The 23346-nt window shown below is 53.5% G+C and carries 21 protein-coding genes; 8 read left to right on the top strand and 13 right to left on the bottom strand.

From position 1 onward, the window contains the following. A partial coding sequence (locus KP703_RS13460; protein WP_215754309.1) for an integrase core domain-containing protein occupies positions 1-208 on the top strand: 208 nt, incomplete at its 5' end. A 34-nt stretch (positions 209-242) separates the two neighbouring features. Here the strand turns inward: KP703_RS13460 and KP703_RS13455 are convergent. Continuing rightward, the gene (locus KP703_RS13455) at positions 243-1010 is read right to left on the bottom strand and encodes a TonB-dependent receptor plug domain-containing protein (protein WP_252354089.1); all 768 of its coding nucleotides are present in this window, start codon (positions 1008-1010) and stop codon (positions 243-245) included. A 262-nt stretch (positions 1011-1272) separates the two neighbouring features. Between KP703_RS13455 and KP703_RS13450 the strand changes: the two genes are divergently transcribed. Further along, complete coding sequence (locus KP703_RS13450; protein ID WP_306789705.1) at positions 1273-1872, top strand: RNA polymerase sigma factor; 600 nt, start codon at positions 1273-1275, stop codon at positions 1870-1872. Positions 1873-1918: 46 nt separating this feature from the next. Next, on the top strand, positions 1919-2872 hold the full coding sequence (locus tag KP703_RS13445) for a DUF4880 domain-containing protein (protein ID WP_215755311.1): 954 nt from the start codon (positions 1919-1921) through the stop codon (positions 2870-2872). An 85-nt stretch (positions 2873-2957) separates the two neighbouring features. Here KP703_RS13445 and KP703_RS13440 read toward each other — a convergent pair whose 3' ends face one another. Both KP703_RS13440 and KP703_RS13435 read right to left on the bottom strand, forming a co-directional pair. After that, a complete protein-coding gene (locus tag KP703_RS13440; RefSeq protein WP_215755310.1) occupies positions 2958-4421 on the bottom strand; it encodes an NAD(P)-binding domain-containing protein in 1464 nt (487 codons plus the stop codon). After that, on the bottom strand, positions 4418-5425 hold the full coding sequence (locus KP703_RS13435) for a LysR family transcriptional regulator (protein ID WP_215755309.1): 1008 nt from the start codon (positions 5423-5425) through the stop codon (positions 4418-4420). The genes KP703_RS13440 and KP703_RS13435 overlap by 4 nt, the downstream gene beginning before the upstream one ends. 130 nt (positions 5426-5555) lie before the next feature. Between KP703_RS13435 and KP703_RS15715 the strand changes: the two genes are divergently transcribed. The 3 genes from KP703_RS15715 to KP703_RS13420 all read left to right on the top strand — a co-directional run bounded on the left by KP703_RS15715 (position 5556) and on the right by KP703_RS13420 (position 10621). Beyond that, the gene (locus KP703_RS15715; protein WP_252354087.1) at positions 5556-6677 is read left to right on the top strand and encodes a peroxidase-related enzyme; all 1122 of its coding nucleotides are present in this window, start codon (positions 5556-5558) and stop codon (positions 6675-6677) included. A gap of 42 nt (positions 6678-6719) precedes the next feature. Beyond that, on the top strand, positions 6720-8012 hold the full coding sequence (locus KP703_RS13425; protein ID WP_215755308.1) for an MFS transporter: 1293 nt from the start codon (positions 6720-6722) through the stop codon (positions 8010-8012). A gap of 149 nt (positions 8013-8161) precedes the next feature. Next, complete coding sequence (locus KP703_RS13420; protein WP_215755307.1) at positions 8162-10621, top strand: TonB-dependent siderophore receptor; 2460 nt, start codon at positions 8162-8164, stop codon at positions 10619-10621. A 106-nt stretch (positions 10622-10727) separates the two neighbouring features. Here the strand turns inward: KP703_RS13420 and KP703_RS13415 are convergent, their stop codons facing one another. The 6 genes from KP703_RS13415 to KP703_RS13390 all read right to left on the bottom strand — a co-directional run bounded on the left by KP703_RS13415 (position 10728) and on the right by KP703_RS13390 (position 19783). Continuing rightward, a complete protein-coding gene (locus KP703_RS13415; RefSeq protein WP_252354086.1) occupies positions 10728-12143 on the bottom strand; it encodes an efflux transporter outer membrane subunit in 1416 nt (471 codons plus the stop codon). Between the two features lie 28 nt (positions 12144-12171). Then, positions 12172-15210 carry an efflux RND transporter permease subunit gene (locus tag KP703_RS13410; protein ID WP_215755305.1) on the bottom strand — a complete coding sequence of 1013 codons (3039 nt, stop codon included), beginning with the start codon at positions 15208-15210 and terminating at the stop codon, positions 12172-12174. Next, positions 15210-16268 (bottom strand): efflux RND transporter periplasmic adaptor subunit, encoded by a 1059-nt coding sequence (locus KP703_RS13405; protein ID WP_252354085.1) that lies wholly within the window; start codon positions 16266-16268, stop codon positions 15210-15212. The genes KP703_RS13410 and KP703_RS13405 overlap by 1 nt, the downstream gene beginning before the upstream one ends. A 69-nt stretch (positions 16269-16337) precedes the next feature. Beyond that, the gene (locus KP703_RS13400) at positions 16338-16655 is read right to left on the bottom strand and encodes a multidrug efflux SMR transporter (RefSeq protein ID WP_062272424.1); all 318 of its coding nucleotides are present in this window, start codon (positions 16653-16655) and stop codon (positions 16338-16340) included. Position 16656: 1 nt separating this feature from the next. Beyond that, positions 16657-17232, bottom strand: a complete 576-nt coding sequence (locus KP703_RS13395) for a TetR/AcrR family transcriptional regulator (protein ID WP_215755304.1) — start codon at positions 17230-17232, stop codon at positions 16657-16659. A gap of 229 nt (positions 17233-17461) precedes the next feature. Beyond that, positions 17462-19783 carry a TonB-dependent hemoglobin/transferrin/lactoferrin family receptor gene (locus KP703_RS13390; RefSeq protein WP_215755303.1) on the bottom strand — a complete coding sequence of 774 codons (2322 nt, stop codon included), beginning with the start codon at positions 19781-19783 and terminating at the stop codon, positions 17462-17464. Positions 19784-19942: 159 nt separating this feature from the next. Between KP703_RS13390 and KP703_RS13385 the strand changes: the two genes are divergently transcribed. Beyond that, positions 19943-20530: a biliverdin-producing heme oxygenase gene (locus KP703_RS13385; protein WP_215755302.1), complete on the top strand. Its 588-nt coding sequence runs from the start codon at positions 19943-19945 to the stop codon at positions 20528-20530. A 79-nt stretch (positions 20531-20609) separates the two neighbouring features. Here the strand turns inward: KP703_RS13385 and KP703_RS13380 are convergent, their stop codons facing one another. The 4 genes from KP703_RS13380 to KP703_RS13365 are packed head-to-tail and all read right to left on the bottom strand — an operon-like array spanning position 20610 to position 23063. Beyond that, positions 20610-20930: an antibiotic biosynthesis monooxygenase gene (locus tag KP703_RS13380; protein WP_231874830.1), complete on the bottom strand. Its 321-nt coding sequence runs from the start codon at positions 20928-20930 to the stop codon at positions 20610-20612. 23 nt (positions 20931-20953) lie between these two features. Further along, a complete protein-coding gene (locus KP703_RS13375; RefSeq protein WP_215755300.1) occupies positions 20954-21763 on the bottom strand; it encodes an ATP-binding cassette domain-containing protein in 810 nt (269 codons plus the stop codon). Beyond that, positions 21760-22812, bottom strand: coding sequence for an iron ABC transporter permease (locus KP703_RS13370; RefSeq protein ID WP_215755299.1), 1053 nt, complete (start codon positions 22810-22812; stop codon positions 21760-21762). Before KP703_RS13370 ends, KP703_RS13375 begins: the two co-directional genes overlap by 4 nt. Then, positions 22809-23063, bottom strand: a complete 255-nt coding sequence (locus tag KP703_RS13365; protein WP_252354084.1) for a hypothetical protein — start codon at positions 23061-23063, stop codon at positions 22809-22811. Before KP703_RS13365 ends, KP703_RS13370 begins: the two co-directional genes overlap by 4 nt. 106 nt (positions 23064-23169) lie before the next feature. On the opposite strand from KP703_RS13365, the gene KP703_RS13360 reads away from it, so the two are divergent. Further along, positions 23170-23346, top strand: a 177-nt coding sequence (locus KP703_RS13360; RefSeq protein ID WP_215755313.1) for a transposase, incomplete at its 3' end; no start/stop codon positions are given.

Raw genomic sequence — 23346 nt, 5'->3', positions numbered from 1 at the left:
TACGCAACCGGGTAATCCGCAGCAGAATGCCTATATTGAACGCTACAACAGAACTGTACGGCAGGAATGGCTGGAGCAGTATTTGTTTGAAAGCATTCAGGACGTGCAGGAGGTCGCAACACAATGGCTCTGGACATATAACCATGACAGACCCAACATGGGGAACAGCGGGCTAACCCCCGCCCAGAAACTAAAAACAGCTGCCTGAATTCTCATTCAATGCCCCACTAAAAATGGGGGGATTACCGAATATTCTGCCTATCCGTCGGGCGGCGTATTGTCGCGGATATTTCAGCGCCGGTCGCATTGTAGGTAGGGGAATTGATATCGACCGCCCCCTGCATCACATTCACCTGCCCCATATTCTCACTGTCCACCAGCGAGGGCGTGTAGGTGCTATAGGTAAACGGATTGGCGGCTGGCATTCCCTCAAACGTGACGCCGATTTCAGGCTGCGACATGCCACGAATATGGATAGTTGAAAAAGACGTTGTCAGCGGGCCTTCGCTGGCCGACACCACACCCGGCAGCGTCTGGATAAGAGATTCAATGGTTGAGGTCGGAGATTGCATTTCGATAGAGGCGTGAGACAGAGAACTCACCGTCCTCGGCGTGGTGTGCCTTACCATCATGCCGCCGCCATCTGACTTGCGACGTTCTACGACATCCACATTTTCACCGCTTGCCCTGGCTTCCCGCGGAAGTTTTCTTTCGACAATAACAAAGTGAGAGCCCTGATTCTGCCGGCTGACCTGCAGGGTTGTGCCAGACAGCAGCTTTTGCAGCGCAACCTGATCATCCATCATGCCATGCACAGAGGACACTCTGACATTCCGGAAGTCTTTGGCTTTGGCAATTACCCCGGACCCGGACTGCTTCTGGAAAACAGAAAGGGCTTCCGGGACTGTGCCCGCAGGAATGTTGAACATGTGCGTCGCACCAAACGCCATGTTGCACGTGACGGTAGAGGACAGCAGTGTAAGTGTGCTGATTGTCTTAACTGAACGCATGAGAGGACCATTACCTTCGGACACGGTGCAAAATTCACTCTCTAAGATGAACCGCCGTCCGTATTTCCCCCCTCATGGAGGCCAGAAATTCTGTTAAGGTTTTATGACGAAAGGAAACTTTCCTTTCCGGCGAGACCAAAATTCGTTTTGGAACAGCGTGTTACAACACGTTTTCCGGAACTCCCGGTCAACTTGCTTCAACCCCTGAGCGGGGTGTAAGTCACTCGCACACCCGCCCCTCCCCTGATGGTAAGACGGCCTCATGCTCATGGATGCACCCCTAGATTGCGATACAGGTGAGCACAGCACGCACGATCTCTCACCACCACAGTGTGATGCACTACCCCTCCTCCCGGATGCAGACCGTATGACATGGATCACGCAGAACGTCATGCCGTATGAGCCCGCAATACGGGGCTGGCTCAACCGGACAACTCTGCCCGGCATGACGGCAGATGACATTATTCAGGAGTGTTACGCCCGCTTTTGTTCAGCGTCCTATCAGGAGATCCAGAACGGCCGGGCTTATTTTTTCTCCTGTGCACGAAATCTGGTTTTTGAACACGCCAGACGAGCAAAAATTGTTTATATTGATACCAGTTTAGATCTGGAAGCGCATAACGTGGCGGATAGCCAGCCGAACCCGGAGCAGAATTTCTCCTCTCGTCAGCGGCTTGACTGGCTTAAAGAGCAGATGATGACACTCCCCAGTCCCTGCAAGGATGTTTTTATTCTTCGGAAAATCTACAATTATAGTCATGCCACGATCGCCCAGAAACTCGGCCTTTCACTACGGGCGGTTGAGCGACACGTTAGCCGTGGCCTGCAGAGGCTGATAGAAGCTGGGCAAAGCCTCGAGTAACGTATTTTGCTTTGCATGATCCTCTTGATAATAGAATGAGAGTGCCTTGCTGTATTCTTCTCCCGTAGCAGACGGCAAGACGCGCCAGGCAGACGCAACGCACTGGGTTGCTCTCGCTGATGCTCGAGACCTCTCTCCAAGCGAACAGCAGGACCTTGCTGCGTGGCTCAATGCCGATGCCCGCAACCTTGGCGCTTACGTACAAGCAAAAAGTGTTTATCAGGCTCTAAACTATAGAACTACTGCACAGAACGAACGATCGACCGCTCATCGTTCGACTCCAGCCACCACCCGCCGACTGTTTATGGGGTCGGCAGTTGCTGCAGGATTGGTCGGCCTATGCATGCCGGAAAAGGTGCATGACCATTTTGTTATGCGCTATAGGGGGCGGCAGGCACCTCAACAATATGTCTGGAACGGCAATCGCGTCACCGTAGACGCGCGCTCAGGCGCCTATTTCTCGTCATCAAAAACAAAAAATATCATGCAGGTTGCCGATGGGCGTATTGGGATGGAGATCCAGCGCAATCAAACGTGGATTTCCGCAGGCGCGTTAAAGCTTGCAGGAAAAAACGCTAATTTTGATATTAAATTACAGGGGCAGACAGTTATTCTGTCTCTCTATGCCGGAACGATGAACTGGCTTAGGGAGGCACAACACCACGTCATCACATCTCCGCAGGTTTTCCATTTTTCCAAGACAAAAAGTGATAGTTCAGAGCTTATTAAAAGCCATCCCCTCACCGGAGATGCATCGCTCGTGCAGCAAGCATGGCGCAACGGGCAGATTATTTTAAATAATTCTACACTTCAGGCCGCTGTCGAGGAATTCAATCAGTATTCCGACACACAATGTCTGATTTCCAGCAACAGTCTGAACCAACGCAAAATTTCAGGCAGCTTTGATTTATTGAAAATAAAGGATTTTGCGCAGGCAGTCTCATTTTTGCTTGGATGCAAAACAAAATACGAAAAAGGGAAAATATTGTTTTATGTTTGATTGCCTTTTCCCGGTGGATAAGGAGCAGACACTCCCCGACCATCTGCCGATAAGCAGATGGTCATAGTCAAAAAGCTAAACTCGCTCAGAACCCAACATCCTGCCATTCATCTCCCTGCAACTCTGGCGTGTTGAACTGCTCCAGATTGCGATAATGAATAGCCCGATCTTCAACAAACAAGCTGCTGACAATCCCCTTGGCCAGTCTGTCTGCGCCGTCACTAATAGCCGGAATATCCCCACTCACCTTTCCATGGGAAAGCGTTGCCGGAAAGCAAAAGCAGTGAATTTTTTCTAGCGCCGGACAAACAACGCCCTCTTTCGGTTGGAACTCAAAAGCTGGCCCCAAATCGGGTGACAGTTCCAGTTCCGGATTCAGGCTGCCGGAAGGATTATCTTCCGGTGCAGGCGTAAAGCGATCTTTCCAGAAGCGAATGCTCGGTGCGATTGATTTTAGTTCCGGCCTCTGGCCAAGATCAACTGCAAAGCCCGTCGCCGCGATAAGGAAATCTGTTTCAAACACGCCGCGAGGCGTTGTCACACGCAGATGATCGCCCTCCACCGCAACAGCCTCCACCGGGCAACCAAGATGGAAAAACGCATTAGGGTGTTTTGAAACACGTAAGGTGCTGGGCCGTGGCGGCGGTGTTTGTGCCGCAAGGGTATAATCCAGAAAACGCCATTTCCACGCGTCAGGTAACGCCTGAAAACCGTGAACAACACCCTGACTCCCAATGCCCGTAAACTTGTTAATCCGCGGAATATCTTTCCGGCGTATCAGCATATCCACCCGGGCTGCTCCGCCCTCAAGTGCGGCGGCTGCATTATCCATTGCAGAGGCACCAGCCCCAATAACAGTCACCCGGCGGCCCCGGAGTGCTTCAAAATCAATCGCATCTTCCGAGTGCGCACGGAACGCCGGCGGCAAGGCTTTGAAAATTTCCGGCATATAGCCGCCACCCAGACCATCGCGGCCGGTGGCCAGTACAAGGTGCCGCGCCAAAACACTTTCTTCCCGCCCCTGCTGGCGCAGGAGAAGATCCAGAAGACCATCGTCCCGATAGCGGATATCCAGAAGCTCTGTCTCGTTTTCAACAGGAAGATCAAGAACCTTTCTAAACCAGCGCAGATATTCCATCCACATTTCGCGCGGGATAAAGCCTAACTCTGCCCAGGCATCCACACCAAAGCGGGACTCATACCATGCACGGAAGGTTAGCGCAGGCAGACCAAGGCAGGGGCCAGTCAGCGTTTTGGGGGAACGTAAGGTTTCCATGCGGGCATATGTCACCCATGGCCCTTCACGCCCTGCGGGAGCACGATCATACACAACATGATTCCGCACCCCATAGCGCGTCAGCATGCCGGACGCTGTCAGCCCTGCCATCCCCCCACCAATAATGACCACATCGCGCACAGTGCGATTGTCGACACACCGTTCCGGCACCCAGCTTTTCGCCGGCAGTTCCAGCCAGGACAGATCCTGCTTCAGCCGCTCCTCAAGCTTTTCAAGGCCGCCGGGTAATTCAGAGGGGGAGGAAAGCGTCATACCTGCCAGTCTCCGGGCAATGGGGATGAGGAAGGGCCACCCAGACCATGCAGGGCCTCTTCCGTAATTTCAGCGCTGACACGTTCATGCAGCACAAAGTCTGGTAATTGTGCCGCGGATGCTGTGCGCAAAGCATCCACGACGGCCTCCAGACCCGGCGTAAGCGGGCGACCGGAGGCCTTCACAATGCCAAAAAAGAAAGGAATAGTCGTATCCAGCGGCCTGACCACCGTATCCTGCAACAGCAGGCCGCACGCTGTGGCTGGCTCTACAATAGCAACCCCCAGCTGGGCCCGCACCATGGCCAGAGCAGTGACACTGGTGTTCGTGTCAATAATAGACGCAGGGAAAGCACCTATTTTCAAAAATGCTTTTTCCACGCGGTTACGAAGGCGATACGGGTTAGCAATTGTCACCAGTCTGCGGGAAACCAGATCCGCCAGCCTTACAACCGGACAGGACACCAGCGGATCTGCACGATCCAGCACAGCCACGCAACGGGACTGCCCTACCCACAACACATCCAGTTCCGGATGACTGACCGGAAAGCTCGCCGCGCCCAGATCTGCCCGGCGCTCCATAACAGACTGCACAACCTGTTCAGCACTGACTGACTGAACATGGATCGCGTCCGGCAGAAGATTGGCAGGCAGTTGCGCCAGCGCATAGGGGATTAACCCAGTAGCCAGCGCGGGAATTGCGGCAATCTCAAAGGACGCGGTCTGATTTTGCGCAATGGCTTCCACGCGTTCATGCAGACGGCGGACATTCGCCAGAAGCCTCTCGGCATCCACATGAAACTGCATCCCCTGCTCTGTGGGCACAATGCGCGGCCCATTGCGATGAAACAGCGCAAAACCGAGGGATGCCTCCAGATCCTGAATAAGCCGCGTCATGGCGGGTTGCGAGCGCTCCAGAAGACGCGCAGCCCCCGTCAGACTGCCTACGGCGACCACTGCACAGAAGGCTTCTAGCTGTTTGAGATCCGGAAGATCAGTTTTCATGACTCAGGACTGTATGCGCGCAGCGAACGGCCAGCAAGAAAGAATTTGGAAAATGAATGATAATCTTCTTGCTATGCGCAATCCGGATCAATATCGTGCGGAATAGAAACGATTATGGACCCGCTTCTGCATGGATATCTCGTCATTCCTGTCTGCCATTGCGGCATCTGCGCGCACCGGGGCTCAAAGAAATGAGCTGGCCGACGTCGTGAGGATGCGCTCTGATATTCTGAGCATGAGCGCACAGGCGAACGCTGCTGTCGTTTCTCCGCAGAAGCCGGGTCGCCTCACACACAGTATCCGCACGGCTCTGGCCGCCCGTATGGCGCGCCAGTCCTGCGCGCTCATGCTGGCCTCTGTTTATCTGGAAGCGTTGGAAACGCTTGCGCCGCCCCCTGCCCTGACTGCGCTGGCGCATGAAGAAGCCGCTTCAGAGCAGGATGTATTTCTGGCAGCCCTTACCCAGTATGCAGACCTCGTTACGCTGCACCCAAAAGACGCAACCCGCGCCGATATTCTGAGCCTCCGAAATGCCGGACTGACGGAGGCGGAAATAGTACATCTGGCTGAATTGATTGCTTGCGTTTGCTATCTGGCTCGCATCACGCTTGGTATGCAGGCCATGGCAGGCACATTGCCCCCTGCACAGACGGCTGAACCTGAAGCAGTTACCGGTTCGGAGTGCGTCGGCTTTACAGCCGAACCACTGGAATGGGTCCCCTACCTTCAGCCCGTGCGACTGGAAGACGCGACCGAAGAACAGCGGGCCGCGATGAAAATCACGCCCTCTAATACAAAAATTTCGGACTATGTGCTGACTTTGGCACATGATCCGGAAAGCCTTGCCGTGCGCTCTCCCTTATTCAACGCCATTATGTACGGGCGGGATGGCCTTTCTCGCGCAGGCCGTGAAATGGGTGCGCTTGGCTGCTCTCTCATCAATCACTGCCTGTATTGCGCCTCTGTTCATGCCCGGCGCTTTATCCAGCTGACAAAAAGACCGGAACTGGTGGAAATCATTTTTGCAGAAGGTCCGGAGGCCTGCCTGAATGATGAATACTGGCAGCCGATTTTTGATTTTTCTGTCAAACTGACCCGATCCCCCGGAACATTTGCGTGCTCTGATGTCGCCTTTCTAAGAGACCACGGACTATCTGATCTGGAAATTTTTGATCTGATTTGCGCCGTCGGCATTTTTGGTTGGGCTAATCGCCTGATGCATACGCTGGGCCACTCCATCTTAGCCCCCTGAGAATGGCATTTGCCTCAACGGCGTTTTTTGAAAGACACCGACATGACGGACAGACTGCATACAGCCCGAACACGCTGGGGTGCCATTATCGGATCAATCGGCGGCAATGCGCTGGAATGGTACGATTTCACCATTTTTTCGTACATGATCCCTATTATCAGCACACTGTTCTTTCCAAAGTCTGCCGGAAGTGTCTCAGCCATTCTTATGTCTACGGCCCTGTTTGGCGTGGGCTTTTTCACCCGTCCGCTAGGCGGCATTTGCCTTGGGTTATATGCAGACCGCCGCAGCAGACAGGAAGCCATGACACTCGGCATGGGCTTAATGGCCGTTGCCGTAGCCCTTATCACCTGCGCCCCCACTTATGAACAGGCCGGGATAACAGGCGCGATCATGATTGCCGCCGCCAGACTGTTGCAGGGATTTTCCGTTGGTGGAGAGTTTGCAACGTCCACGACCTTTCTGGTGGAAATGGCGCCTGCTGGCCGCAAAGGTTTTTTCGGATCCTGGCAGATTACGGGACAGATTATTGCGCAGGTTCTCGGCGGCAGCGTTGGTTATCTGATGACAACATGGTGCACGCCGGAACAGGTGCATGCCTGGGCCTGGCGGCTTCCATTTGCTTTTGGCCTCTTCATCATTCCCCTTATCCTGACAATTCGCCTTAAAATGTCAGGCACCGCTGCGGGCAAACGTAAATCTGCACAATCCCCAGGCATGATGAAAAGCCTGACAACGCAATGGCGTGAAATTCTGACAGGGATGGGACTGGTTACTGCCAGCACGGTCTCTTTCTACATTATTTACGGATATGTCGTGACATACGCGACAAAAATTCTGCATCTGTCCCTCACCGGCTCTTACCTGGTGCAAATGTCGGCTGCAGCATCCATGCTCCTTGTGGTTCCTTTCAGCGGATATCTTTCTGATTTTCTGAACAAGAAACTCATTATTTTCGTAAGCCTTGCGACCTACCTTGCTATCCTCTGGCCACTTTACGCATGGCTCGTGGCCGCCCCTTCCATTACCCGCCTGATTATCATGCAGGTCAGTCTTTCTTTTGTCAGTGGGATGTTTCTCGGATCTTACTGCACACTCATCACGCAGATTCTCTCTCCCGCATCCCGCACCACCATGCTCGCCATTGTGAATAACATGGTGGTGCTGGTGGTCGGCGGTTTTTCTCAGCTGATCGTAACATGGCTTATCAGTATCAGCGGAAAAGCCATGGCTCCTGCCATCTTTGTCATGAGTGGCGTTGCCATCGGCCTGACTGCTGCAACCTACCTGCTTTTTAGCTCAATTTCCGAGAAATTTCCTGAAAGGGTAAGTTGATAGAAAGAGATTTCCTATTCTTTTATATTTCACTATATATTTTAGTTGTATAATTATTTTACTAAATTTAATGAGTTTTTGTTTGTCGTTTTGAAATCATTCCATATAATCAGAAATTATTCGATTCACCCCTTTTTCTGGTATGGCACATGATGAAGAAAAACCTTGCTCTTGGTGTTATTGCCAGTCTGGATCTGGCGGGATCAGCTTACGCAGCAACCAGCACCACAACAAAAACACAGGTTGCTGAACCGGAATCCGTTCTGGTCTCCGGCGCTGTAACAACCGGTATTGGCGCACTTTCCAATAACACGCGGCGACATAGCACCACGCATGTGGACGTTGTGACTGCCAAGGAACTCATGGCTACCGGGCAGACCAATGTTATTGCCGCGCTGGCGCAGATGGCCCCTGCCATTAACTCCCCCCCGGCAGGCGGCATTGGTTCAAACAACGTGGCCCGACTGATGATCCTGCGAAATCTGGGGCCGGATGAAACCCTTGTGCTGGTGAATGGTAAGCGGCGGCATCTGGGAGCAAACTTCAATTTCAATACTGGACCTGCCACGGGCTCTCAGCCCACAGATATCAGCCTGATTCCCATCAGTGCGATCGACCATGTTGAAATTATCATGGATGGCGCAACAGCCCTTTACGGGCAGGAAGCCATTGGTGGGGCGGTCAATATCGTTTTGAAATCCACGCCGGGTAAAGGCTCTATCAACCTGCAGGATAGTGGGTACTATGCTGGCGATGGCGTCGGCATTGACGGCTACGGGGATTATAATTTTGCGCTTGGCCACCACGGGGGCTTTCTGGACCTTGCGACGCAAATAACCCATCAGCAGCCCACTAATCGTTCCGGGTTAAATACGACTCAGAAGTATTTCAGCCTGCCCGATGGCTCTCTGGATCCGCGAGAACAGAAAATCGGGAATGACGTTAACCGTATTCAGGGTATCAGCCGTTCGCTGTCCGAACTTTTCAGCGCAAACGGCTCTCTGCCGCTGACAGATAAAATTTCGCTCTACACCACCACCACCTATAGCCACCGGGATGTTGATGCTCCCGGATTTTTCCGCACAGCCAATAATGATGCAAATGTCCGGGCAATTTTCCCCAACGGATTTTCTCCGCATCTGACAACGGAAGAAAACGACTTTCAGGTCAACGGTGGTATTCGTGGCCGGGATTTCTATGGCTGGAACTGGGATGCTTATGTGCTGTATGGGCGCGACCAGCTTCGCTATGGCGCGTATGATACCATCAGCCCCACTTACGGCCTGAACAGTCAGACGAAATTTTATAATGGCACCAATATTGCGTCTGACCTGACCGCAGGTTTCAAAATGTCCCGCGATATCCCCTCCGCCATTCTGGCAAAGCCGCTGGGTGTGGAACTGGGTGGAGAATACCGGCACGATACCTTCCAGATGACGCAGGGCGATACACAATCCTGGGGCGATGGCGGCGTTGCCATTCTGGACGGCCCTGATGCGGGACAGGCTGCGGCTCCCGGCGCGTCAGCCTATTCTGGTACTCCGCCTTCCGCTACCGGCAACCATTACCGTGATATTTTTGATGGTCATATCAATCTTGACTTATGGGCCACCAAAAAATGGGAATGGACGCTCGGTGGCCATGCCACAAACTATTCGGATACGATTACGGCATTTACCGGGTCTATCGGCACACGCTACAATTTCAACAAACGCTGGGCCATCCGCGCCAACATCAATACCGGATATCGACCACCTACCCTCGCTGGACTGTATTACAGCACTATTTTCTCCACGCCGGGGTATCAGTCTGCTTATGCCTCTTCCACCAGTCAGATTGCCCGCCTATTGGGTGCAGAAGGCCGCAAGGGCGAATATTCACGCAGTTACAGTGTAGGGATAGACGCAACCCCGGTTGATAATTTCCATGTCACCGCCAATCTCTACCGCATTGGTATTAATGACCGTTTGGAAAGCACGTCCAACTTTGGTGGAGCGTCTATTGAAGGGCTGCTGGAAAGCGCTGGCATCTCCGGCGTTCGGTATGTGCAATATTACACCAATCCCGTTGATACCGTGACCAATGGCGGGGATGTCAACGCAACCTATCTGCTGAATTTGCCGCAGGGCCACAGCTTGCAGTTCGGTGTTAATGTCAATATCGCTGATACGCAGATTTCCCGTTATCGCAAGACGCCGGAAATTCTGGCTGCTTACGGACAGGATTATTATAATAAATTTTCCCAGAACGATCTTCTGCATACCTCTCCCAAGAACCGGGAAACACTGTCTCTGGTCTGGCACAAGGGACGTTATACGCTGAGCATTCAGGAGCAGCGTTATGGCAGTGTGACGTTTATTGTCAGCCCGTCTCAGCCCTCATCCACCTGGACCAAGGTTCGCCCGCAATGGAATACGGATATCAATCTGGATGTCGGTATTACAGAGCGTGCGCATGTTTCTGTGGGCGCCAACAACCTGTTTAACAAATACCCTACACAGGTAAGCCGCGCTGCTGCTGCCCCAACAGGCTCTTACCGATACGCCACATATTCTCCGTCCGGATTTATGGGCGGTTACTACTACGTGCGTGGGTCCTTTAATTTCTAACGTGCGAAGCAACACCAGCGCGATAATGAATACCAGCTGACCGCCAGAGAAGAGTGGTCAGCCGGTGCCGGTGCCCCTCCCCCTACAGCGCCTTTGTTAACGGCCCTTAATTCCCCACGGCCGTTTTGAGATCAACCACATTGGTCAAAAGCTCTGCATGTGTGCGTGCCAGATTTTCTGCACTTTCATTTTCAGGAAAAGAGGCCGTCAGCAGCTCTTCTTGTGAAATATCACCATGCTGGTAGCGTTTCTGAAGAACGGCCATACGGTTTTTTTCACTATCAAGAAGAACGCGCTGTCTCTGATACTGTGATCTAAATACGTTCTCGCGGGATAAGAGGTTTTCAATTTCAATCCACGCATTCAGAACAACGCCTTGATAAGAGATGCCTGCACTTCGCTGCTCGGAATGGCGGAGCTCAAGCTGGCGAGACAGCCGCCCTCCATTAAAAATCGGGAGTGAAAGCGTGGGGCCAAAAGATGTATTGCGTGCATTCCACCCCAGTTCGGCAACAGTCAGAGCATCAAGGCTGATCTGCCCCGTCAGGGTAATCTGCGGGTAGAAATCGGCCTGTGCCATGCCAATCGTTGCCGTGGCGGCATGCAGGCGGTCATCCGCCGCCCGAATATCCGGACGTTTTCTGGCCATATCGGAAGGAATGCCAGCAGCAACTTCTGGAATTTTCATATCAAGAAGACTTACGGGCTTTGCCAGTTCGGGTATTTCCGCATCCGGCCGCCCTGCGGCAAGCACGGCCAGAGCCCGATGGAGGGAAGCCTGTTGCGCGGCTAGAGCCTCTTTTTCGCCGAGAGCCGTCTGGCAGAGCTTTTGCTGTTTTTCCAGATCGACACTCGCAAGAAGACCACGTGCGCGAACTGCTTCCGCTATAGTGAGGAGCTGCTTCGCACGGTCTACCGCTTTGTCTGCTCTGTTCAGACGATCAGAAACCCATAGCCATTGGAAATAGGTCCTTGCCAGTTCTGCCTGTGTCGAGAGATGCATGGCGTCCATATCGGCCTGCACAGCAGAGTATTCCGCCTTTGCTGCTTCCCGCAAGCGGCGCTGCCGCCCCCAAAGGTCAAGTTCCCATGACGCAACAGCACCAATACTATAGTTCGTATAGGAAACGCCCTCCGGCTCGTGTAACCCTGCTTCCGGAGAAAGCCCCAAAAGAGGCTGCAAAACCTGCCCTACCCCCGCTGTTCCAAGACGCTCATGTGTATAGGATGCCTGCCCATTTAGTGACGGCAGGCTTTCAGCCGAGGCAGCGCGGCGTTGTATTCTGGCAGTCCTGATCCGCTCACGCGCCAGCGCCATATCAAGATTGCCGTTTTCCGCACGACGCATGAGGCTATCCAGCACGGGATCGTTAAAAATCCCCCACCACGGCGCAGAAGAAGGCTGAGAAGCCGCATTGTTCACTGCATTTTGCCAGTGGTCCGGTAACACCGGTTTAGGCGGCACGAAATCTGGCCCCATGGCGCACCCTGCCACCGCGAACAACGCTGGAAACAGGAACATGCCTATTCTGCAAGAAGGAAAGCGCTTTTCAGACATGAGCGGATACGTCCTGAACCGGCACGTTACGGTCAAACAACACAGCGTAAAATGCCGGTACAGCAATCAATGTCAGCACCGTTCCGCCAACAAGACCGCCAATCATGACAATAGCCATTGGCCCCCAGAACACATTGAAGCTGAGCGGAATAAAAGCCAGAACAGCAGCTACAGCCGTCAGGCAGACTGGGCGTGCGCGCGTTAAAGTCGCATCAATAATGGCATCATGGAGAGACACGCTGTTGCTGTGATTGAACTGGATCTGGTCAACCAGCAGGATCGTATTACGCATGATCATACCGGCCAGCGCAATCAGACCCAGCAACGCCACAAAGCCAAATGGAGCACCGGTCATCAGCAGCCCAGACACCATCCCAATCAGGCCAAGGGGCGCCGAAAACAGTACAAGCAGAGAGCGGCTGAAGCTTTGCAACTGGATCATCAAAACCAGCAGCATCAGCCCTCCAGTCAGCGGAAGAAACGCGAAAATCGCATTATCGGCCGTTGAGGAAAGCTCGACGTCTCCCCCCGTTTCAAGTCTGTAGCCTGCCGGCAGTCTCTTCCGCAGAGCTTCTATTGCTGGGGTTGTACGTTCCACCACTGTCGCGGGCTGGATGCCGGTGGCGACACCTGACTGCACGGTCATGCAGAGTTCGCCATTTCTCTGCCAGAGAATGGGAAAATCGTTCGTCATCCTTAGAGTTCCAAGCTGACTGAGCGGCACGACGGCGGCTCCCGTTACGATGGGAAGGTTCCCCCACACTCCCGGATCAGAACGCACAGCACGGGAGGCGCGCACAAGGACCGGAATATGATGGTGACCATCGGGAATATCGCCGGCAACTTTTCCGGAAATAGCAGCCTGTAGCTGTGCGGCGACGCTGACGCGATCTGTTTCAAAATACGCCAGTTTCTCGGCATTAGCATCCAAAGTCAGACTAGGTGTCCGGTTTCCCCAGTCTGCCTGCACGGAAACGGCCCCCTCGGTATCCCGCAGAATGGCATCAACCTCCTGAGCAAGTGAACGCAACGTCTCCGGGTCCGGTCCTACAATGCGATATTGCACCGGGAAATCCGCCGTTGGCCCCAGCGACAAACGCTGGACATGCAGATGCACGCCGACGGGAAGAGACAGTCCTTCAATCTGGTGAATAAGGTCTTCTCGCGCTGTCAGGTCCTGTGCGACCAGAAGAAGTGTGGCGTGCGCAGCGCTTGGCGTGGCGGGAGCATAGGGAAGATAAAAGCGCGGGGCGCCATCACCAATATGCGCTTCCATATGCCGCAGCGCAGGGCTCCCCATAAGACGCTTTTCCAGAATGCGCACCGCCTTGTTGGTTTCCCCCAGAGCTGTCCCCGGTGGCATGGCAACGTCCACAATCACTTCCGGGCGATCTGACTGAGGGAAAAACTGCTGGTCAACAAACAGGAAGCCACCACATGCCAGGACCAGTAAAAGCACAGTCCCGCCTGCCACGGTTTTCTTGTAACGCAGGCTCGTTCCCAGAATAAGGCGCAGGAGTGTCGTCACCCCATGCTCATAAGAGACCGACCTATGCTTTTTGGGCTCAGGGAGAAGATGAACACCCAGAAAAGGGATGAAAAACACCGCGACAATCCAGCTGAAGAGCAGCGCCGCGCCACTCACCCAGAAAATCTCCCCGGCATATTCACCTGTTGTCGACTGAGCCAGGCCCACCGGCAGAAAGCTGATAACCGTTAGCACTGTGCCTGTCAGCATCGGAAAGGCCGTATGGCTCCATGCGAAGGATGCCGCTTCTTCCCGGCTACGCCCCAGTTCCAGCTGCACAACCATGGCTTCGATACTGATAATGGCATCGTCCACCAGTAGCCCGAGCGAGAGGATGAGTGCGCCAAGCGAGATACGGTCCAGCCCGATGTGCTCCATACCCATGTAGAGACTGACGCCGGACAATGTGAGCGGCACCGAGCAGGCCACAATAATCCCGGCTTTCCAGCCCAGACTGACAAAGGCCACCAGAAGAACAACACTCAACGCCACGACAAACTTGATCAGGAACGTATTCACCGCCTCCCGGATCACGCTGCTCTGGTCCTCCACCTGCGTCAGCGTCATGCCTGCGGGAAGTTCTGCCGAAGCCGCCGCCTTCTGAAGCGCCTTGCCGAGTGTCAGTCCATCTGCGCCGTCAGCCATTGCGACTGCGATAACAACGGCGGGCTTCCCACCGTAGCGGATTAGCGAAGGCGCAGGATCTGCATAGTCACGGCTGACCTGCGCAATATCTCTGATCCGCACAGTCCCGGAATGGCCGGTTATCGGCGTATTTTCTACCGACCGGACGCCATCAAGGGCTCCGGAAACACTCAGAGGAACAACGGTCGTAAAGTCTACCGAACCGCCAGAAGCCAGCCCTGATCTGCTCTGAAGCGATCTGGCAACCTGCTCGAGACTTATACTCTTTGCGGCACTCTGTTGCGGATCAATATCGACCGTAATCTGCTGAGGAATTTCGCCGCTAATCTGGACTTTCCCCACACCATGAACGGTCTGGAAAATCTTCTTCAAATATTCAGATGTTTTTATGAGTTCAGCATTTTCTCCACCAGTCAGTGCAAACATGTACCCATAGACATCCGCATAATCATCATTGGCAGCAAGAGCGACACCAGATGGCAAGCTGGGACCAAGATCGGATAATTTGTTGCGGATCTTCTGCCAGATACCCGGAACACGTTCCTTTCTCTCATCATCCTTGAGAAAAACCTGCGTCACACACGCTGCCGGAACACAATAGGTGCTGAGAATATCTATAGCTTCGACATCACGCAGCCCCTGTTCAAGCGGCTCCGCAACCTGCCTTTGCATCTGCTGAGCACTTGCCCCCGGCCATTGCGCAGAAACAATCATGTTCTTGAGCGTAAAAGCCGGGTCCTCTGCACGGCCAAGGTGGAAAAAACCGTATCCCCCGGCAAGAAACAAACAGGCCATCATGAAGCTGACAAGTGCCGGGTGTCCCACAGCCCACCGCGAGACGTTGAAACGCTCCATCATCAGCGGTCACTCGCCTGACTGACACACTGAACCGCCTGATCCTGATGGAACGACGCATCACTATTGGTGACAATCCGTTCCCCGGCCTTCAGTCCTTCCACTAACGCATCTGCCCCTCTCAACCCGGCAATTTTTACGTGGCGCAGAACAAGGCGAGGCTCCTGCCCTTCTGTCACTCCCCACAAATGCGCATGTATCTGATCCTCTGAAACCAGAGCTGTGAGCGGCACCCGCGCCACATGGGACACCTCATGCGGTGCAAGACGAACCGTGACGAGGCTGTTGACTGCCACAGGCAGCGGATGGGCCAGCTGCAGTTTGATCTCCTGCGTCTGACTTGCCTCATCCACACTGCCAACATCTCTGATAAGAGCAGGAACGGACTGGCCATGCTGGCTGGCAGGCACACTTACCTCCGCCGCATCCCCAACCGTCCAGGACGAGGATGAGGGAACCTTGAAGTGGACTTCAGCCGCGCCTGCAGACTGCCGGATGATTTCACTCCCGGCCCCAACGAGGCTCCCCGGAATGCCCGTGACGCTGATGATCTGACCATCTTCAGGAGCCCGCACTCTGGTTTCAGCCACCTGAATCTGAGCCTGCGTTAAAGCCGCAAGGGCTGATTTGTATTTTCCCTCAGCCAGCCGCCATGAAGCAGCACGCTCTTCGACTGTTCCAGAGGACAGTCCCCCTATCGCGTCCAGCCCCCGGCTTCTTTTGTAGGTCGCTGCGGCCTGATTGAGTTCGGCGCGGGCAGCATCAACTTCGCCCTGAGCCTGCGCTTCCACCTCCAGCAGAAGTCTGTCTTCAAATACCGCCAGAACATCGCCCTGATGAACATACTGACCGTTGACGACAGAGACTGCTGTAAGACGCCCCGCCTGCGTTGGAGCAAGGGGAATACTTCTGCTCGCGCTGTATCGCCCAACAAAAACAGTCTTCCCAGATGAGGCATCCTGCACCTTGAGAACCCGCACAGCAGGAAGAGACTGATGCTTTACCGGAGACGATGTCGGCTTACAGCCCAAAAGGCAGCAGACCGCGAGCAGAGGCAGCATCCTTTTCAGGATCTCTGAACAGGTTGGACACAACATGGTAATTTCCGAAAGTAAAGGCAGATTTCGTTTTTACTGCGGAGCAGCAATAACCGAAATACCGACCAAGATAAGAAGTATTCCGGCAGCCTGATGCCCACTAAGCTGATCCCGAAAGTAAATCCACCCTGCAAGATTAGCCAAAACAATAGAAAGACCAGCAGAGCCTGCGTAGACAATGCCCATAGGAACAAGGCGAAGAGACAGGGCAAGAAATATAAAGGAGGAGATGTAGCCAATCACCATGACGATTGTGGGAAGAATCCTGGTAAAATCCAGAGCTTCTTTTTGAGCGGCAGTCGCCACAACCTCTGAAAGCACTGTCATGAAGATAAAGAAATATCCTCGCATTTTAGTGCGCTTTCCCTGGAGGCTGCGTTAACTGCGCCATGAGGCTATGGAGTTCCTCACGGGTGTTCTGGTCAAGAATATCAGCTTCCAGAATGTCCCAGAGAGAAAGGCCATCAGCAGCCATGCAGGCGAGCAAAAGCGCTGGCGTCATGCCATCAAACAGGCCAACAGATCGGATAACGCTCCAGTAATGCTGTATCCATTCCTGGCTAAGTTGTGGGTCAATCAACATAGCGGCCAGCAGATGGCGAATGATGACTGGCGTCTCATGTGTGCCAACCTGATTGAGCCCAATATAAGCCCGCGCAGCACGCCCGAACTCGACCGGGTCATTCTGTATCGACGTCAGAATTTCATGCTTAAACAGGTCCATCTCACGCATAAACAGACCATCAAGCAACGCTTTCTTATTAGGAAAATGGTGCAGCAAACCGCCTTTACTGACATTTGCCTCTTTTGCCACCAGTTCCAGCGTAAAGGCCTGAATGCCATTCGTGACGAGTATCCGCCCTGCCGCATTAAGCAGATCGTTTTTCACCACATCTGGTTTGTTGACGCGTTTTGGTTTCCTGTTCATGGAAATTTGCATACCGTCCGAACGGTATGTTTTCAAGGAAAAGAATGAGGGTATAGTAAAATATCTCCCCCTTAGGGCGGAGGAAAGCGCAAATTCCTGCGCTCCCTCTCACCTTTCTGATCACAAAACTAACATTAAGATATTTTTTCAAACCATTGATATATAATAATGTTTCTACAGAAAGTAGATCACTCAATTTCTTAAAATTTCCGTACAAAATTCAGAGGCTTCAAAACTCAATCCGGGCTGTCACTTTGAAAGAGCGCCCCGGCTGCGTGTAGTACCGCTCGGAGAGAGAACTGGAGGACTGACCATATGGCAGAGAAGCCGCATTATAATATGCCTTGTCAAAGATATTATACATCCCGGCCTGAATACGCAGCGGCTTATAAAATGAGGGGCTATACCAGCCCGTCATGTCAAAAATAACATAGCCGGGCGTTTTCCACTGGTTGGTTAATGTGCCGGTTGAAGTCAGATATTTGGCATTGTCACGCCCGGACGCAAACGTGCCCGACAGATCAGCACCCCAGCGTTTTGTCTTATACCCAAACCCGATAATACCGCGAAAAGGGGAAACCGAACTCAGGTGGAAATTCCGATCCTGGTCACGGCCATCCGCATATGCCAGTGATCCCCATACATGCCAGTGGTCATCAAACGCCCAGTTGCCGCTGGCTTCCACCCCATAAATACGGACATGCGCCAGATTAGTAGAGCCGTAGCACAGCATATAACCAGTGCAGCCGCTGATCCCCATCATGTCTATGAAGTTATGATAGTGGTTATCATAGAAGGAAATTTTTGCACCGCGTTCTGAATTTCCATATTTCATACCAACTTCCCATCCCCGGCTATTTTCAGGCTTAAGGTCCGGGTTACCAACAACCTGATAAACAGGCGGGGTGCTGTAATTCAGATATTCCTCGGTTGCAGAGGGTGCACGATATGCTTCGGCATACTGCCCATACAGAATAAGGTCTTTGGCAATACGCGCCTCTACCAGAACCTTTGGCGAAAAGTGAGACCCATGCGCCCCGTGGGGCAGTCCTGCATAACCGGCATTAGCCATGTAGGAAGCCGTATTGTGCGGGTCACGCTGGAAGTAATCAAACCGGAAACCGGGCGTAATATGCAGCCATTCACCCCGACCAATGCCAATACGATCCTGAACAATAGCCCCCATATCCGTCCCATGGACTTTGGGCATGTCGGAAAAATTATCGTGGGTATAGGCGTTTGATACAGCCCGTTGGCCTGTTTGAGTCTGATAGGTATCCGTCAGAAAGACTTCCCCACCATAAGTCAGCACGTGATGCAGAGGACCAGTGAAAATGTTGTTTGTGGCTGAGCCAGTTACACCATAGGACTCTACAGGCAAAGTCAGGTGCTGGTGCATATAGGCCGTAGGTCTGGCGGGGTCATTGTTTGTAATATCCGTATCGGTCTGAATGCTTTGCCAATACGCCAGAAAATGGGCCTCGCTAAACAGGGCGGTAGGACTACTCGCCTGATAATCGTAATTGGCAGATACACGAGACCGCTGGTTCTCACTGCGTGTACGATAGACATTTGTCGCCGTTGTTTCTGACGTTCTTGTACGTTCGTCATAGTTTCGGTCAAACCATTCGCCAGTCAGACCAATCCTGTGGCCGCCCGCAAAATAATGCCGGATTTTCCCCAGAAAACTCCCCTGATCATATGAGGCAGGATTTCTTGCTGTCCGTGTCCGGCCATATCCGTAAATATCGCCGCGGTTGCCGGTTTCGCTCCCGTTCTGATAGCCTCCCTGAAGCAGAAAGACCGTGTTTTTGTAACGTGCAGCAAACGCCTGATTAAGCAATGCCGCCTCACTGGCTCCATTGTAGGTCAGTTTGGTCAGCCCCCCGAAGGTTTTACCCGGTTTAAGCAAGTCTTCCGGATCCAGCGTGCGCAGGGCTATCACTCCCCCCAGCGCGCCTGTGCCAAAAAAGCTGGAATCTGCGCTTTTAACCACGTCGATGGCGCCAAGCGCATTGAAGTCGAAATTATTGACGCCTCCCTGAGCAGAATTGAAAGACCCCGCATAGGCTCCATCGTTTGCCCAGGGCATACGCACACCGTCTATGGTGGTCAGAATGCGGTTCTGATCAAGGCCACGAATGTTGATACTGGAATTACCATTACTATAGTTAACCGAAGCATCTACTCGTCGAGCAAAGTCTTCCAGGCTGTCTATCTGTCGGTCACGTAATGTTTTGAGGGTAGTTGTGGTTGTCAGCACCCCCGCCTTCCCCACCGCACTATGATCCTTGTCTGGATTAAACTTCATGGAATCCAGAATATCAGTCTTGCCCTGCACTTTTACGGGCCCCAGTACGACTGTAGCGGGCGAAACCGAGGGGGACTTTTGACTATTTTTACCTGCACTGGCCTTGGTTGATGTTTCTGTTTTGGCGGGAACAGGTTCCGTCGTGGCCGCAAAAACCGGTGTTACGCAAGCATACGCCAGTGCTGTTGTCGCCAGCATCCGGTAACGCATGGCCCGGCAGAAAAGAGGCAGCGTTATCATTGTGCATCCGTCATGTTATTAGTTGAGAATCATTCTCATTTTATGATGCACAGCAGATCAGGTTTCAGCAAGCTCTTATTGCATATGATTCTCATTTGCGTTAAATAAGACACACATTTGCATCGTTCTGAATGCGTTTATGTCGTAAGGGCCAAAAACATGACCAGAACGTCTGACCCCCTCTCCCTTTCTCTACGCCTAAAAGACGCCACTTACACGCTTCATGAGGATCTGGATAAAGGCATCATGACGCATGGCCTGTTCTCCAACGCTGATAAATACAAGAGCTTTGTGAAACTACAGTATCTGTTCCACAGGGATGCTAATGCTCTGTACAACCATGCTCAGTTGCTGGAGATCATCCCGGATCTGACCGCCAGAAACCGCTTTACACACGTTTGTCAGGATATGCAGGATCTCGGCCTGCCCTTCCCCGAGGACGTGAGCCCCGTAGACACACCGGATGCGTCTACCGCTGCAGGGTGGCTCTACGTGGCAGAAGGCTCCAAACTGGGCGCTAATTTTCTAACAAAGCTTGTTGAGAAAATAGGCTTTACCGATACCTTCGGTGCCCGCCACCTTGCAGCCGATCCGGGAGGACGAGGCGCATCCTGGAACGCATTTAAAAGCGCTATTGACCATGCAGGGTTTGACCCGGTTCTGGCGACAACCGGTGCGCGAGCAGCCTTTATGCGCGTCAAAAAATATATGACGACACCGGATTTAGTGATCAGCATACCGGCTTAACCACCAAACAATAAAATGGCCTGAAACCCAGAGAGAGTTTCAGGCCATTAACCTAATATCATACAACAAATTTTAAATATCAGGCTGTGACATCCTGCAACACGGTAAATCCTTCAAACACAGGAGGCCCGGCAGTCAGAGCGCGTCCCTGCCCCGCCCCTGCATGGGCCTGACGAAACTGCTCAGACTGCGTCCAGTCCACAAACGCATTATATGAATCCCACACAGTGTGAGAGGCATAGAGTCTGGTGCCTTCTTTTTCAGGCCCCTTGAGAAACTGAAAACTGACAAAACCGGGTACAGTTTTCAATAAGACTTCACGTTCCAGCCAACGTTTCTGAAAAGCATCTTCATTTTCCGGAGCCACCAAAAAGCGGTTCATGGCAATATATTGCGACATAGGCTGTTTCTTTCCTTCAACCATTATTGGCAAATCATATCATGCGGTAAAACGTAGGGTTTTCCGGTAACGGCATGCACGTTCACACGTCCCTCTTCCAATCCGAACACGCGGCTCGCCAGCGCATTGGTTAAAACCTGTTCCGGCGGCCCCTGTGCGTGAATAGCGCCCTCATGCACCACCACAATATGGTCCGCGCAGGCTGCAGCCCAGTTCAGATCATGCACGACCAGCACAACTCCCCCACCAGCTGTGGCATGGGCGCGCGCCAGATTAAGCACCAGATGCTGCCGGGACAGATCCTGAGCCGAGATTGGCTCGTCCAGCAACAAAAAACCCGGCGGCCTGCCCGTATCCTTCACCGCTGCCTCCAGTTGCATCAAGACCCGCGCCAGATGAACGCGCTGGCGCTCACCTCCTGACAGGTCCATGACGTCGCGCTCAGCAAAGGCTGCCAACCCAACCCGTTCCAGCAACACGTCCGCAAGCTCCAAACGGGTTGCGCTACTCATGAAGGGAGCAGAAACCTGGGCACCCATTGCCACGAGGTCACGCAACGTGAACCGGGCGCGCAATGGGCAATCCTGCATCAACATGGCCCGACAAGCCGCCAACTGAGCAGGCGGAAGTGTGGTTATAGGAGCATTTCCCAACCACACATCGCCACTGGTTGCAGGCAGCAATCCGCTGGCAAGCTGGAGCAACGTGCTTTTACCAGCTCCGTTGGGGCCGATAATGGCGGTCAGCTGAGCAGGCTCAAAATCCAGAGAGGCTCCGTGCACAATATCTTTGCCTCGAACGCGCCAGCCAGCGTTCCGCAAGGATAGCCTCATGAGAGTGCCTCCCTGTCATGCACACGCGTGAGCAGCCAGACAAAAACGGGTGTGCCTAATACCGCTGTCACAATCCCCACAGGCACATCGGCCGGCATGGCAATAACCCGTGCCAGCGTGTCTGCCGCTATCAGCAGAATTGCCCCCAGCAAGGCACTCCCCGGCAGCACCAGCCGGTGGTCCGGCCCCGTCACCAACCGCACCAGATGCGGAACCACAACGCCCACAAACCCAATGGCGCCAACAAAGGAAACCGTGGGCCCCACCGCGCAGGCAACCGAGAACATGGCGAGCCGCTTGATACGCTCCACTGGGTAGCCCATCAGTCGTGCATCACTCTCCCCCAGCAGCAAAGCATTCAGGGGCGAAGCCAGATATGCCGTTATCCCGGCCGCCACCAACAAAAAGGGACATAACAGACCAATACGCGACCATGTCGCGCCTGCAAAACTGCCCATGGTCCAGAAGGTCAGATCACGTAAGGCCGTGTCATTAGCACGGAAGATAAGAATACCTGTTAGCGCGCCAGAAAATGCGCTGAATGCCACACCCGCCAGCAGGATCATACTGACAGAGGTAGCCCCGCCGCGCGTTGCAAACAGATAGAGCAAACAGGCTGCCGCAAAACTGCCCAGCATGCCTGCCATGGGCACGACCCACGCTGCCCCCATGATCGCCGCATGCACGCCTCCGCCCCCTAAATCCAGCCATGCCCCGCCCAGCACAATCATACAGGCTGTGGCCAAAGCTGCGCCGGAAGACACGCCGATCAATCCGGGATCAGCCAGTGGATTGCGGAAAAGCCCCTGCATAACAGCACCAGCCACAGCCAGAGCCGCTCCGGTAAGACCCGCCATAACAACACGAGGACCACGGATCTGGGTCAGCACAACCCGATCTGCAAAGCTATCAGCCTGCGTATCACCTTGCCACAGAGCCGTCAGATGTACGCCTGTCGCCCCCATATTGAGGGAGACGGCCATAATCAGCATCAGCAATGGCAACAAAGCACACAGAAACAGAACTGCATGCCGCCGGGCCATGGTCATGCAGGATGACCCACCGCGGCCATCATTCTGGCGAGATCAAGGGCGGCCTGAGGCGTGCGGGGGCCAAAGCCCAGCAGACGTTCCCCTTCCATACTCACAAAGGCATGATTGCGGCCTGCCGGGGTCAGTTTAAAGCCAGGGTCAGCCTGAAGAGCTGAGCGAATAGCAGCAGCGGTCTGATCCATGAGCAGGATAATATCAGGCCGAAGCGCAACCAGATTTTCCTGATCCACGATTTTATAACCCTGCATACCGGCTCCGGCGTTCACGCCTCCGGCAAGACGGATGGTAATCCCCCCATAAAAAGAGTGACTTTTGAATGAGAATTTTCTCAGCGTAAGAATTGAGGAGATTCTGATGAAGAGTGATCGCTTTACTGACGCCCAGATCATGGGTGTGATCCGCCAGGCTGAGGGCGGTGTCCCGGTTCCTGACCTGTGCCGGGAGCATGGGATTAGCAACGCCACGTTTTACCGGTGGCGCGCGAAATATGGCGGCATGGATGCTTCGATGATCAGTCAGATGAAGGCTTTG

This window comes from Acetobacter sp. P5B1 (genome assembly GCF_018811985.1).
Taxonomy (GTDB): domain Bacteria; phylum Pseudomonadota; class Alphaproteobacteria; order Acetobacterales; family Acetobacteraceae; genus Acetobacter; species Acetobacter cerevisiae.
This window is presented reverse-complemented; position numbering and strand designations above follow the sequence as displayed.